The organism is Acholeplasma equifetale ATCC 29724 (assembly GCF_000687735.1).
GTDB lineage: Bacteria > Bacillota_I > Bacilli_A > Acholeplasmatales > Acholeplasmataceae > Acholeplasma > Acholeplasma equifetale.
The window spans coordinates 106,344-121,746 of record NZ_JHXL01000001.1 but is presented as its reverse complement, the minus strand read 5'-3'; the positions used below and the strand labels follow the sequence as shown (position 1 = coordinate 121,746).

General features: G+C 28.4%; 10 protein-coding genes. 1 reads left to right on the top strand and 9 read right to left on the bottom strand.

What is annotated here, in order from left to right; all coding sequences use genetic code 11:
• Window positions 1-40 precede the first annotated feature (40 nt).
• The 6 genes from lon to T434_RS06285 all read right to left on the bottom strand — a co-directional run bounded on the left by lon (window position 41) and on the right by T434_RS06285 (window position 8,626).
• The gene (gene lon, locus T434_RS0100630) at window positions 41-2,359 is read right to left on the bottom strand and encodes an endopeptidase La (RefSeq protein ID WP_026399464.1); all 2,319 of its coding nucleotides are present in this window, start codon (window positions 2,357-2,359) and stop codon (window positions 41-43) included.
• Between the two features lie 156 nt (window positions 2,360-2,515).
• Entirely contained in the window at window positions 2,516-3,802 is a 1,287-nt protein-coding gene (gene tig / locus T434_RS0100625) for a trigger factor (RefSeq protein ID WP_035357886.1), read from the bottom strand.
• A 72-nt stretch (window positions 3,803-3,874) separates the two neighbouring features.
• Window positions 3,875-4,684 carry an aldo/keto reductase family protein gene (locus tag T434_RS0100620; RefSeq protein ID WP_026399462.1) on the bottom strand — a complete coding sequence of 270 codons (810 nt, stop codon included), beginning with the start codon at window positions 4,682-4,684 and terminating at the stop codon, window positions 3,875-3,877.
• An 84-nt stretch (window positions 4,685-4,768) separates the two neighbouring features.
• On the bottom strand, window positions 4,769-5,776 hold the full coding sequence (gene dgs / locus T434_RS0100615) for a processive diacylglycerol alpha-glucosyltransferase (RefSeq protein ID WP_026399461.1): 1,008 nt from the start codon (window positions 5,774-5,776) through the stop codon (window positions 4,769-4,771).
• A gap of 4 nt (window positions 5,777-5,780) precedes the next feature.
• The gene (gene alsK, locus T434_RS0100610) at window positions 5,781-6,671 is read right to left on the bottom strand and encodes an allose kinase (RefSeq protein WP_162150557.1); all 891 of its coding nucleotides are present in this window, start codon (window positions 6,669-6,671) and stop codon (window positions 5,781-5,783) included.
• Entirely contained in the window at window positions 6,671-8,626 is a 1,956-nt protein-coding gene (locus T434_RS06285) for an alpha-amylase family glycosyl hydrolase (RefSeq protein WP_051614260.1), read from the bottom strand. The genes alsK and T434_RS06285 overlap by 1 nt, the downstream gene beginning before the upstream one ends.
• Before the next feature lie 85 nt (window positions 8,627-8,711).
• Here T434_RS06285 and T434_RS0100600 point away from each other — a divergent pair, with 85 nt between their 5' ends.
• Window positions 8,712-9,683, top strand: coding sequence for a LacI family DNA-binding transcriptional regulator (locus T434_RS0100600; protein WP_035357885.1), 972 nt, complete (start codon window positions 8,712-8,714; stop codon window positions 9,681-9,683).
• Between the two features lie 4 nt (window positions 9,684-9,687).
• Here T434_RS0100600 and glgB read toward each other — a convergent pair whose 3' ends face one another.
• From glgB to T434_RS0100585, 3 genes are all read right to left on the bottom strand, one after another.
• Window positions 9,688-11,535, bottom strand: a complete 1,848-nt coding sequence (gene glgB / locus T434_RS06280) for a 1,4-alpha-glucan branching protein GlgB (RefSeq protein ID WP_245588306.1) — start codon at window positions 11,533-11,535, stop codon at window positions 9,688-9,690.
• 68 nt (window positions 11,536-11,603) lie between these two features.
• Window positions 11,604-13,979: a glycogen/starch/alpha-glucan phosphorylase gene (locus tag T434_RS0100590; RefSeq protein ID WP_026399458.1), complete on the bottom strand. Its 2,376-nt coding sequence runs from the start codon at window positions 13,977-13,979 to the stop codon at window positions 11,604-11,606.
• A 118-nt stretch (window positions 13,980-14,097) separates the two neighbouring features.
• Complete coding sequence (locus T434_RS0100585; protein ID WP_026399457.1) at window positions 14,098-15,396, bottom strand: ArsB/NhaD family transporter; 1,299 nt, start codon at window positions 15,394-15,396, stop codon at window positions 14,098-14,100.
• Window positions 15,397-15,403 lie beyond the last annotated feature (7 nt).

Below are 15,403 nucleotides of genomic sequence, written 5' to 3'. Positions count from 1 at the left end.
AATTTATTCAAAAAAAGCATCCCGCTAGGGATGCTTTTGATTATATTGAAGAGATTATCGCTTCATTAAATACTTCTTTAACAGTTTCAACTGGAATAATTTTTAATTCTTTTCTAACTTCTTCAGGAATATCTTCTATATCACGTGCATTTTCTTTTGGAATTAAAATTGTTTTTAATCCACTACGATGTGCTGCGATTGCTTTTTCTTTTAATCCACCAATCGGTAATACATAACCTCTTAATGTAATTTCACCTGTCATACCAACATCTTTTCTTACATATTGGTTAGTTGCTGCTGATAGAATTGCTGTTGCAAGTGTAACACCTGCTGAAGGACCATCTTTTGGAACAGCCCCTTCTGGTACGTGAACGTGGAAATCATTTTCCTCAAAGATTTTAGGATTAATGTTATATTCTGAAGCATGTGATTTTAGGAATGACAATGCAGTCATTGCAGATTCTTTCATCACATCTCCAAGTTTACCTGTTAAAACTAATTGGCCTTTACCTTTATAGAAAGTAACTTCTATTGATAATGTATCTCCACCAAATGCTGTATATGCTAAACCATTGACAACACCAATTTGCTCTTTATCATCAACAAGATTATGTGTGAAGCGAGGTTTACCAATATAACTTTCGATATTTGATAGATTGATATCAATTCGATCAATTTTCTCAATAAGAATTTCTTTAATTGCTTTTCTAATTAGTGATCCGATGATACGGTTTAATTCACGGACACCAGCTTCTCTTGTGTAATGACGAATAATGTAATAAATTGTATCATCATCTATTGAGAATTTATTTCGGTCTAATCCATGAGCATCTAATTGTTTTTGTAGTAAATGTGATTTGGCAATTTGTAACTTTTCAAATTCAGTATAACTTGAAAGTTCAACAATTTCCATTCTATCACGTAAAGGAGCAGGAACATTTTCAAGATAGTTAGCTGTTGTGATGAAAAGTACTTGACTTAAATCATATGGTTCTTCTAAATAATGATCTGAGAATTTTGTATTTTGTTCTGGATCGAGTACTTCTAACATGGCACTTGCTGGGTCTCCACGATAGTCAGAAGCCATCTTATCAATTTCATCAAGTAAGAATACAGGATTAATTGTTCCAGCATCTTTCATACCTTTTAGAATTCTACCCGGCATTGCTCCAACATAAGTACGTCTATGTCCTCGAATTTCAGATTCATCTTTAACTCCACCCAATGATTGCTTTACAAATTTTCTTCCTAATGCCTCTGCAATAGAAATGGCTAAAGATGTTTTCCCAACTCCAGGAGGACCAGCGAAACAAAGAATAGTTTGTGGATTTCTACCAGTCATAATTTTAACAGCTAGATATTCGATAATACGTTCTTTTACTTTTTCTAGACCATAATGGTTTTTATCTAAAGCTTCTTGAACACGTTGTAAATCTTTACTATCTTTACTTGCTTTTTTCCATGGTAAAGCTACCAAGAAATCAAGATATGTTTTAATAATTTGACTTTCAGCCATTGCACTTGGTGTTGATTGGTATCTAGATAATTCTTGCAATGCTTTTTCTTCAATATTTTTAGGCATTTTAGCTTTTTTAATTTGATTTCTTAATTCATCAATTTCTTCTTCTTTTTTCGCTTTATCGCCTAATTCATTTTGAATAGCACGCATTTTTTCTCTTAAATAATATTCTTTTTGATTTTCATCAATTGCTTTTTTAACATCGTCATTAATACGTTGTTCCAAATCAGCAATCATCTTTAATCTTTGAATATCTTCAAGAATAAATCTTAAACGTTTATTAAGATTACTCTCTGCTAGATACTTATATTTTTCCATTTCATTGATACGTAAATTGTATGCAAGAATATCTGTAATTTTTTCTGCTGTTAAGCCGCTTTGGATCTGATCAGATACTTGCTGAGCATTTAGTAGTAATTGATTACCATTTTGAACAATTTCAGATGTAATCATTTTTAAAAGTGTCGCTTCTTCATCAATATTACCTGAAATAACGTTCACTTCTTCATAATCTGCTACAAAATATGGATCAGTTAAGAAATATTCTTTTACCTTAACTCGATTTAAAATTGTAAATTTAACTTTATAATTTTCGTTAGGTAATTTAATCTTCATTGAAACCTTAGCTAAAACCCCATATTCTTCAATATCTTGTTGTGTAGGATTTTCAATTAACGGATTTTTTTGGACTAAGATTAAACAATTAGATTGAAAACTTCTTTCTGATTCTTCGATTGCTCTTAGGGATACTTTACGACCAACCTCGATACGAAAATCATTGTTCGGAATTGGTACGACGCCACGAACGACTACAGCGGGTAAACTAGTTTGTAACTCCATTTAATCATCCCTCTTTTCTAATTAATTCTATTATATATTATACATGTTTTTTGTCAATTAGCAATCATAATGTTTGAGTGCCAATTTTTTCCATATTTTTAATTTTTATAAAAAAACCTCTAGTTACTCATACTAGAGGTTTTAGGACATTGATTGTTAAACTAACTTAGCATTATCAACAACAAAATTTAATGCTTTTTCAAATGTAATGTCATTGATTACTAAACGGTCATTGATGTATTTTTTAATTTCATCAACTGGCATTTTGTACATTTCTGATAATTCATTATATTTGTTGTTAATTTCTTCTTCAGTCGCAGTGAATCCTTCAACTTTAGCAATTTCTTCAATAACTAATGATTGTAATACACGTCGTTTACTTGCTTCTTGAGCTTGTTTTTCAAATTCTTCTTCAGTTAAACCTGATAAAGTAATAAATGTTTGTAAATCTAATTGATATTGTTTAGCTTGGTTTTCAACACTACGTTTGAAGTTTTCAATTTCTTGATCAAACATTTCTTGTGGTACATCAATTGTAGCTGTTTCAACAACTTTAGCTAAAGCATTTTCAATTTTTTCATTACGAGCATTTTGTTCTTTGCGTGATTTAATATCGTTTTTAATTGATTCTTTTAATTCATCAACAGTTTTAATATTGTCACGATTTAAAGTCTCAACCCAAGCATCATTTAAGTCACTTGTCTTAGTTACTTTAATTTCATGTAATTTAACTTTGAATACAGCAGGTTGACCAGCTAATTCTTCTGAATGATAATTCTCTGGGAATGTAACGTTGATTTCTCTTTCTTCGCCCATTGCCATACCAATCATACCATCTTCAAAACCAGGAATAAATTGTTTAGATCCAATTTTTAATTCATAGTTTTCAGCTTTTCCACCTTCAAATGGAACACCATCTTTAAATCCTTCAAAATCAAAGATAGCAATATCTCCATTTTCAAGATTACCTTCTTGTTTTGGTTCTACTGTAGCATTCATACTTAATAAACGATTAATTTCTTCATCAATTTCTTCATTAGATACTAAAGTATCTACATTAGGAATTTCAATACCTTTATATTGTCCTAATTTAACTTCTGGTTTGATTGCTACAACAAATGATACTTCAAATGGATTTGTTCTTGATACTTTTGAAAAATCAACATCAACTTTTGAAGGTTCAGATACAATAACAAATTCTTCAATCATTAAAGCTTCATCAAATTTATGTCCAATAGCATGATTTAATGCATCAGGATATAATCCTTCTAAGCCAACTTTTTGTGCATAAACATTGAAAGATACTTTACCTTTTCTAAAGCCTTTTAATTCAACCTCATCTTGAATATGATGATAAGCATGTTGTAATGCATGATCAAATTCATCAGGTGTAATAGTAAAAGTAAATTTCACGTGATTATTATCAATACGTTCAAATTTCATAATTTCCTCCTAAAAAACGTTTAACCTTTACTATTATAACATGAAGGCATTAAAAACCAATCAAAAACCACTCTATTTATCGATAATATTTAAAATTGTGTTAATTTCTTCATGAGTTAATTGAAAATCAAAAATATCTATATTTTCTTGTTGTCTTAAGTTGTTATGACTTTTAGGTATTACAGATACATAACGTGATATTTGAGCTTTTAATAATACTTGAGCCCATGTTTTTTTATATTTGGATGCTATTGGTTCTATCATACTTATATATGCTTCATCTACATGAAGTGGAGACCAAGCTTGTGGTAAAATATCCATTTTTTGTAAATCAAAAATTAATGAATGATTCCAATTGCTATTATTTGAAACAATTTGATTTATCTGTGGTTTGAAACCAGTATTTTCGATTAAATAATTAATCTGCTCAACACTAAAATTTGAAACACCTAATGCTTTAATATGACCAGTTTTATAGTATTCAATTAAATATTTCCATAAAATTAAGTTTTCTTCATCAGTTGATGGGTGATGAATAAAATATACATCAACATATCCTAAAAAGTAATTGATGGATTCTTCAATCATTTCTTTTACTTTATATTCATCATTTATATCGACATTTTTAGAAGAAATTTTTGTTTGAATGATAAGCTCACTTCGATTAATTTTTTCTTGCTTAATAAACGCATGTAATACCTTTTCATTTCTATACCCTTTAGCTGTATCAAATAATCGATATCCATTTTTATATGCTAATTTATATGGTTCTATATCCATATTCAATGCACCATCATATTGATTGTTTTCTTTGCCAAAAGTATTAGTCCCCATACCAACTTTAGGTATTCTAAATGTATTATTTAATTTAAAATATTCCATCAATCGTACCACCTTTATTAAAGAGTAATCAAATTATACATGATTTTCATGAAAAATACTTAAAAAAAAGTAAGTTTCAGGAACTTACTTATTTTCTTCTTTAATTTTTAAAACTTTTTCATAAGCATCTTTTAATTGAAGAGCTACCTTATCAATTGATCTGGCTTCTGCAATCTTATAGCCTTCCTCTGTCATTTTTGACATATCATGATTTACAATATAATCAATTATTTGTGCAAACTCCTTATTATTATTACCCTTTAAAACATGCTTTTGGTCTTCTAACCAATCATAATAAACAGGAATATCACGAATAACTAATGGGCTTTTGCTTGCTAGAGCTTCTAAAACAACAATACCTTCAGTTTCTTCATAACTTGGGAAAAATACACAGTTTGCATTTAAAAATGCCCCTTTAATGATTTCACCATCTAAATACCCTGGCATTATTACATTATTTGGTTTTCTTTTAATTGCTTTTTTAATAAAATGCGTTCTTAGTAAAGGATGTAAATAACCAAACCATATAAATTTATAATCCGGTAAACGTCTTGCTACTTCAAAAAAATCATGTAATCCTTTTCGTTCAAAAAGTAATCCAACACCAATAACGACTTTATCATTTTCATTTAAATTAAAATATGTTCTAAACTTATCAACACGTTCTTGTTTAAATTCATATTCTGATAAATCAATTCCATTAGAAATAGCTAAGACTGGACAATCAACAACAGCCATTGACTCAATTAAAAATTTGGAATATCTTGTTGGTGTGATTATCATATCCGCAACACCATATATATTTTGAAGGTGTTTTCTAAAAAATGGTGCAATAAAACGCCATAAAGCAAAACTTCTTCTAAAATCTTCTACAGTAGAATGGCCATGTACAATTACAGGATATTTTTTCTTAAATTTTTTTATAACACTACTATTACCCAAATTTACATGGACAATATCAAAAGTGTCTTTCGGATCGGTAGTATACTCAATTCCAACTTTTTCTAATGCCTTTTTTTGATGTAAAAAGGCTCGACCAATACCAGAGCGTTTACTGAATATTTCTCTACCACGATATAATAGTACTTTCATGTCATCATCTCTTTACTTTATTAAGTAAAACTTTCGCTTGAATTGTTGCTCCTATAATACCTGAATTTATATGACTTGGCGCATAATATATTTTTAAATTTTCTTTAGCCTTTTGTGTGAATAAATTTTTATGAATGAGTGTTTCTAAATATGCTTTAGGAAAATTTTCACTCATAATTACTCCACCACCAAGAATTATTGTTGATATATCTAAAATTGTAATTTCAGTTACGATATAATATGCAAGAATATGTAAGTAATTTTGAATTATTGGATCATTAAAATGTTTTATAAATAAATCATTAAATGGTGTATCTTTAAAATATTTATCGTGAATTTTAATTAGATTAAATCCTGACACAAATGATTCTAAATCATTTTGCTTATTTTCATATGATATACCATTCAAATACATTGGAACGTGTCCAATTTCTCCAGCTGCTCCAAATTCACCTTCATATAAAGTATCTTTTATTCGAATTGCATTACCAAAACCTGTCCCTAAATAAAATCCTAAAACTGATTTATCTTCAGGAATATTTAAGTACTTAGCATCAAACATTAATAAGTAATTAACATCATTTCCAATATAAATTGGAATATTCAATTTATCCTGTAATGACTTCAAATAGTCGCCTTCAAATGCCTTTTGGTTTGGTGTATGAATGACAACTTTAGTTTCATTATCAACTAAACCTGGAAAACCAATTGAAACGGCTAAAATATCATATTCATTCTTATATTTTATAACAAAGTTTTCAATTACTTCTGATATTTTATGTGCATAATCATTAGATTTATATGATTCTTGAAATAGAATTTCTTCTAAATCATTCACTAAGCCTATACGAATATTTGTAGCACCAATGTCAATTCCAACATAATACTTCATCATTAGTCACGCTTTCTTTTTATAATGTAAACACCTGGTTTATCTATAATTATTGTATCATGATTTTCTTTATAGTTTTGTGAACTAAAAATAACTTTACCTTTCTTATTAATTCTAGATTTAGAAAAATTATTTTTAATATAGTGTGTTAATACAAAATCTTTATCTATAAGTTCATAAATAATTAATGTTTTTCGATTTTTAATTTTAACTTTATCTTTATCATAATAGTCTAAACGATATATATCATATTTTTTTCTAATTGATAATAAATCTTTTAAGACTTCCACACTAGTATAATCATACCAAATAATTTGATTGATGTCATCTTTACAATTATATGAATTTTCTTCACCATATTTTGTGCGATAGATTTCTTGACCTGCATGATAAAATGGAACCCCTTGTGAGATAGCGATTAAATGGTTTGCAAAGTCTTGATATATTCTCATAGTTTTTTTATCTTGATAATTCAACTGTAAAGTGTCATAAAGTGTCATATTGTCATGACATTCAACATAATTTATACTCTTAATTGGACTTGAAAACATATGTGGAGATCCAATAATACCTTTTTTAGCATTATCTGTTAGGTTAGTTGCACCTGTTGCATAACCCAATTCTTTTGTATGAAGTTGACCTTTAAATGTATTACGATAAAAATCATTAAAATGACCAATAGAATTCATTAAATGTTGATTATTCATATTACTTCTTAGATTTAATGGTAAATGAACATCCATGTTCCATCCTTCACCATACAATATCACATTTGGATTTATTTTACGTAATTCTTTCTCAATTAGGTTCATAGTTTCAACATCTAATAATCCCATCAAATCAAATCTAAATCCATCAACTTTATAAACTTTAACGAAATGAACTAAAGAATCAATAATTAATCTTCTAACCATATAGTTTGTTGTTTCAACATCGTTTTCTAAAAAGCAACTATGTGTTGGTTGATAATTTTTATCATGTCTAAAAAAATATCCTGGCACAAAATCATCATATGGGAATAATGCACGCTCATATACATGATTATAAACAACATCCATTATAATACCTAAATTTAATTTATGTGCTTCATCGACCAATGTTCTAAATTCGTTCATTCTCAAATATGGATTTGATGGATCTTTTGAATACCATCCCTCAATAGCAAAATACTGCATAGGGTTGTATCCCCAGTTATAAAGTTCATCTTTTTTGAAATCATCAACACCATAAAAATCAAAAATTGGCAATAATTGTAAGTGTGTAATACCTAAATCTTTAATGTATTGTAATACACTTTTACCTAGTTTATTTGAATGTTCTGTTATACCTAAGAATAACCCTTTAGATTCAACATCTAAAGTGATTGACATATCTCTAATATGCCCTTCATATATCACAGCATCTGTATATTTTTTTAACTCAACATAATCATATTTAGGCTCATAGAGTTTATTCATATCTACAATAATTGAACCTAAATGATTTGATGCAATTGTATATGGATCGTTTGCTTTTTTATATGTATCTACCAGTTTTACTAAATAATAGTATAGCTTTCCTTCTAAATCACCTTGAACAGTTGATTTCCAAATAGGTGACTCAAAAGTCATTGGATAGTGATTATCATCAACAACCAAAATTATTTCTTTTGCTACAGGACTAAATACATAAAAGTCAGTATGCGTTTTATGATAGATTGCACCTAATGGTCCATCATATTGAAATTTTTTATTAAATTCTTTCCTTAATGTCACAACACCAATTTCAAGAGGGTATACTTGATGATTAATTGAAATATGACTTACTTCATGAAGTTTTAATTCTTTATTTGAAATAAAAAACTGCATATTGTTTCGAGTTTCTTTATATTTCAGCTCATATCCATCAATTGAAATTTGATAAATATAATCATAACTTTCAACTCTAATAACTTTAAAATCATCTATAAACGCTTTCATATCTACTATAACGTCCTATTCTATCAATTTTTTATATATAATTATGGTAAAATGTATTCGTAAAATATCGTATTTGGGGGAAAAAATGAAACCAACAATTAAAGATGTTGCTAAAAAGGCAAACGTATCAATATCCACTGTTTCTAGAGTCATTAACCAGAAAGGATATGTTCACGAAGAAACTAAAGAGCTTATTGAACGAACAATTAAGGAATTAGGTTTTGTTCCTAATCAATTAGCTCGTAGTTTAACAAATCGTTCTTCTAAAATTATCGCAGTGATTGTGCCACATATTGGGCCATATTTTTATGGTGAATTACTAGAATCTATAGAAGCTCAAGCTCAAGCCAACGACTATAAAATTATGTTCTTTAACGTACAAGATGATCCCGAACGTGAACTTGAATATTTAAAATTTTTTGAACAGTATAATATCGAAGGTATTATTATTGCTTCTAACTTCCAAAATACTTCTAAATTAGATCAACTTAAAGTTCCAATTATTACAATTGATCATATTTTGGATGAAAACATCCCTTCTATTACTGCTGATAGTGTTAAAGCAGGTGAATTAGCCGCAAGAAAGTTGATTCAATCCGGATGTAAAAACTTAGCTGTATTTAGAGGTCCCTCATTCCTAATGACAACAATAGAAAGAACTATGGGATTTAATAAAGAACTTCGAAAACACAATATGTATGCTGAAATCTTTGATTTTGACTTAATTTCTCCAGATGCTCGGCAAATTGAGCAAATACTACAAACAAATCCTCATATTGATGGCATATTTACCTATTCAGATACTCTTGCAATGGTTGTCATGTCTGTTTTAAAAAAATTAGGTCGTAGAATTCCAGATGATGTACAGTTAATTGGTTATGATAACTCTCCATTCTGTAAATTCATGGATCCACCGCTAACAACAATTAGTCAACCAGTATCCGTAATTGGTAAACAAGCATTCATTAATCTTATTCGTTTAATTCGCGGAATTGAACTTGAAACACTTCATGAAGTCATGGATGTCCAACTCATTGAAAGAAAATCAACAAAGTAGGTTTCTACCTACTTTTTTTATATTTTAGCACGACTGCTGAAAGTGGTCCTAATTTTAGTAATATATGATAGGGTTCCCCATTTCTTTCACCTTTTACTGCTTGATACATTTTATTAGGATTTAAATCATATCCTGAATAAATATCTTGGTTTGAATCAATAAGCACATCATAATTACCTAAGTTTGGTACACCCACTTCATATGACTCATAAGAATTTGGTGTCATATTTAAAACGGTAATTATCATATCATCATCACTATATCTAGCATATGAAAAAACACTGCTATCTTTATGGTCAACAATTAACCATCTAAAACCTTTTGGTTGATGATCATATTGAAAAAGTGCTTTTTCAGATTTATAGATTTTAATTAAATTTCTTAAATATAAATTAAATGAATCATGAATCGGATACTGATATAAATGCCAATCTAATTGTGTTCTAAAATTCCATTCGCTCATTTGTGCAAATTCTTGTCCCATAAATAAAAGTTTTTTGCCTGGATGAGTTATCATTAAAGTCATCAATAATTTATAATTGCTAAATTTCTGTTCATACGAACCAAACATCTTTTGGACTAAGGTTCCTTTCATGTGTACTACTTCATCATGACTATAAGGTAAGATGAATTGTTCGTTAAATGCATATACTAAGCCAAAAGTAATATTATGATGATGAAATTTTCTATAAATCGGATCTTCTTTAAAGTATTTTAGAGTATCATTCATATACCCCATATTCCATTTATAGTTAAATCCTAGTCCACCAACGTCAGTAGGCCATGTAACTTTTGGATAATCTGTTGAATCTTCTGCAGAAAAAATAATCCGATCATCTTTAGCAAATAAGTGATTAGAAAGTTCTTTAATAAAGTTAATTGCACCTTTATTTTCACCATTATCTTTATTTCCAAGATGATAAATCAAATGACTTACAGCATCAATTCTAAAACCATCAACATGAAAATAATCCATCCAAAACGTCAATGCACTCATCATAAAACTTCTGCTTATCCCCTTATTAAAATCGAGATTTGCAGTTCCCCATGTTTCATTTTCTCTATAAAAAGCATCATCAAATTCATATAAGTATGAACCATCAAAACGATATAAGCCATGCGCATCTTTATTGATATGACCTAAAACAAAATCCATGATGACACCAATACCATTTTGATGGCATAAATCAATGAAATACATCAAATCTTTAGGTGAACCATATCTTGATGTAGGAGCAAAAAATCCAGTTCCTTGATATCCCCATGAATCATCTAAAGGATATTCATATACAGGCATAAGTTCTATATGAGTAAACCCTTGTTCAAGACAATACTGAACAAGTTCTTTTGCAATCTTCACATAATTAACTTCTTCATTTTCATGTTTACGCCAACTTCCTATATGAAGTTCATATATAAACATTGGTTCTTGATAAACTTTTTTCTTAGTTTTAAACCATTCACTATCATTCCAATGATAACCTTCTATATCATATACTATTGAAGCATTTTGAGGTCGAACTTCTGAAAAATGTCCGAATGGATCTGATTTATATAAAACTTCATTATTGAAAGTATGGATTTCATATTTATAAACAGCATATTCCAAATTATGTGATACTGTTATTTCAAAAAAACCATATGGGCTGATTTTAATCATTTTATGGTTTTCACCACGATAATTATTAAAACTTGAAATTAATCGAACTTCTTTTGCATTTGGAGCATATACTCTAAATGTAGTCGAAATAATTTCTCCTTTCTCATTTCTGTTTAAAAATGAACCTAAAAATTGATGTGCTAAGTAGTCTTTCCCTAAAAGATACAAGTTCATATGTTGTTGTATACTCAAAAAAATCACCCCTTTAATTAAATTTTACCTTGTTTCGAAAAAGAAAGCCGCCAAAATGGCAGCAATCATTACAATTTAATAGTATCTAAATGCCAAATCTCTTCGTTATATTGTTTGATCGTACGATCAGATGAGAAGAATCCAGCATTAGCAATATTCATAATTGACATTCTCCACCATGTCTTTTCATCTTGATACAATTTGTTCGCACGACTTTGCGCTTCTACATAAGCGTCAAAATCAGCTAATACGAAGAAATAGTCAACATTTAATAAGTTATTGAATACAAAATCAAAATAATGTTCATCTTTATCTAAAGATTTAATGAACTCGAATACATCTTGTATTCTTTTATCATTGTCAAATATTTTTCTTGGATTATATGAATTTGCTTTATATGCTTGAGTAACTTCTTCAGCAGATAAACCAAAGATAATTTCATTTTCGATACCAGCATAATCAACAATTTCAACATTTGCACCATCCATAGTTCCAATAGTAATAGCACCGTTTAGCATGAATTTCATGTTGCCAGTTCCTGAAGCTTCTTTAGAAGCTGTTGAAATTTGTTCAGATAAATCTGCTGCTGGGAATAAATATTCAGCATATGTAACATTATAGTTTTGAACGAAAACAACTTTTAATAAGTCTTTAGTTTCTGGATCATTATTGATAATTTGAGCTGTTCTATTAATAATCTCAATAATATATTTAGCCATTACATAAGATGGAGCAGCTTTAGCACCAAAGATAAAATTTTGTGGATGGAATGTCTTTCTAAAGTTAGCATCTTTCTTCAATCGTAAATATAAGTAAATCACATGGAAAATATTTAATGATTGACGTTTATATTCATGAAGACGCTTAATTTGAATATCAAAAATTGCATTTTCATCTAGTTTAACACCGGTATCTTTATAAATTACATCGATTAATTGGCGTTTCTTAGCTAATTTCATATTTTTGATTTCTTTTTGAATCGACTCATCATCTTTAAAGTTTTCGAGTTCTTTAATTGCTGATAAATCTTTTCTCCAATTCCCCTTAACTGTTTTATCAAGAATATTAACCAACTCTGGATTAATATGCATTAACCAACGACGATGTGTAACACCGTTAGTTTTATTGTTAAATTTCTCAGGATAGATTTGGTAGAAATCATTTAATTCAATTTCTTTTAATATATTTGTGTGTAATGCAGCAACTCCATTTACAGAAAATGATCCATAAATACAAATATGAGCCATACGAACATCATGTGAACCAATTAAAGCCATATGATTAATTTTATCTTGTGAAAGATTTTTACCTTTTAAGAACAGTCTAAAACGACGATCCATTTCTTCAACTATTTGATATATTCTTGGTAATAGTCGTTTAAATAACTCAATATTCCATTTTTCTAACGCTTCTGCTAAGATTGTATGATTTGTATATGCAGCAACTTGAGTGACTATACTCCAAGCTTCATCATAACCCATATACTCTTCATCAATGAGGATACGCATAAGTTCAGGAATGATTAAAGTTGGGTGCGTGTCATTAATTTGGAATGTATAGTATTTTGGTAAATCTTTTAAATCTCTACCTAATGCTTTGTGTTCACGAATAGCATCTTGAATTCCTGCAGAAGAGAATAAATATTGTTGTTGTAATCTTAAGATTTTACCCTCATCAGTTGAATCATCCGGGTATAATGATTCAGAAATCTTTGATACCATCTTTAAATATTTCTCATCTTGTACTAATTGTTTTTTAGATGGTTCCGTACTCCATAATCTTAAATGTGTAACCACATTGTTGTTGGCACCAACAACTTTTACATTATATGGTACAGCTTTAACCCAAGTTGGATTGACTAATTGAATACCATTTAATTCACCAAAATAAGGAATATCAATAGATTCATCTTCTCTTTTTTCTTCCCATATGAATTCTTTATCTAACCATGGATCAGGATATTCAACTTGTTTATTGTTTTCAATTTTTTGAACAAAGAATCCCTTTTGATAACGAATTGAATTCCCATAGAATGGTAATCCTAAACTTGCTGCTGAATCTAAGAAACAAGCAGCTAATCGACCTAAACCACCATTCCCTAATCCTGCATCAGTTTCTGCTAATTCAACTTCATTTAAATTAAACCCAAAATCATCAAATGCTTCTTTTACAACTGAAGCATAACCAGCATTCATAAGGTTTGAAGTAATTAATCTTCCCATTAAAAATTCCATTGAAAAATAAATAGTTTTCTTTAGATGGTTTTCTTTAACATATTGATTTGTTTTATTATAATTTTCATTTAAAGTTTCGTTTAATAATGTCGCTAAAACAACATATCTTTCATAAACGGTTGTTTGATTAACTTCTTTATTAAATAAATTAGAAGTTTTTAATGTAAATGCATTCTTAAAGCTTTCTTTTGAAGTAAACGTATTTTGCATATTTTAATTCCTTTCAATAGTTTTAGCCATTATCATTTTAACACACTATAAAGTATAAAAATCTATGCAACCGTTTACATTTATAGTTCTATTTCTAAAAATATGTTAAATATTGTTTTTAAACCATGATATACAACATAGCTAAACTACTTATAACAATAACTGTACCGATTGGAATCATATATTTAAAGTAAATTTTAAAATTCATATCAACTTCATTTTCCTTTAATATATCAAACCACATTAAACCAGCTAATGCTCCAAATGGTGTAAATAATACCGCTGTATTCGTACCTATAATGCTTGCAAAGACTTTTGAATATATATATGTATCAGCAGAAACCGATTTTAAAGCTTCTGCAAATAATATACTTAATGGTTGATTATTTAAAGCATTACTTAAAATATGAGATGTTAGTCCATAACCAAATACAGGATTTAAATTACTTAAAAATTGATTTAACATTTCAATATAACCATCATTAAGTAATCCAACGATTAGAATAAACATTCCAAGTACCATAGGAATAAAATTCCATGGTGCTCTTTTATATGTTTGAATTAAAGGTGATAAAGATAACTTTTTAACTTTTAGATAGATAAATGCAAATACTGTTAAAACAATACCCATAATTATTGTAATTAACCACATTTCTAATTTAATAAAATTGGAAATACTCATTAAAACAATTGTCATTAAAAGAATAATTGATGAAACAATGACTAATTTAGGTTCTAATAATTTAACTGCACCATCAACCTTTTCCATCGGTTGTTTTAAGAGCTTTCTAAAAACAAAAAAGTTCATAAAAAAGCCCATAAATCCTGCAACTAATCCAGGTAAGAACATAACTTTTAAATATTCAAAGAAATCAACATTTAGAGTGGATGCAATGTAAATATTTGTTGGGTTACCAATAATTAATATAATACTAAAGGTATTTGAAGCTGTTAATATACTAAATAAATATGGTATAGGATTGATTTTAACATGTTTAGAAAAATATATAACAAATGGTGTTAATGTAAGTATGACAACATCATTACTTGTAAAAACTGTTAAAATACCAGTTAAGAAATATACTGCTATAAATATTTTAATTTGACTATCTTTGAACCAATCAATCACTTTATAACTTAAAAACTTAAATAATCCAACTTCGTCTAAGAATATAGAAATAATTGTTAAAAAAATAAATAATATAACTAACTTAACCGGATTCATCGATGAATCAGAAAACATTAATTTTAATAAATCATCTATATGAACTACACCAAAAATAACCGTAAAAAAAGCACTGGTAATAATAATTAACCAATGCGTTTGAATGGTTTTTTTAAATATATGTAGTTTTGGAAACTTAATTAAAGAAACCATCATTAAAACAATGGTGATCATAAAAATATACAATGACATAAATAAG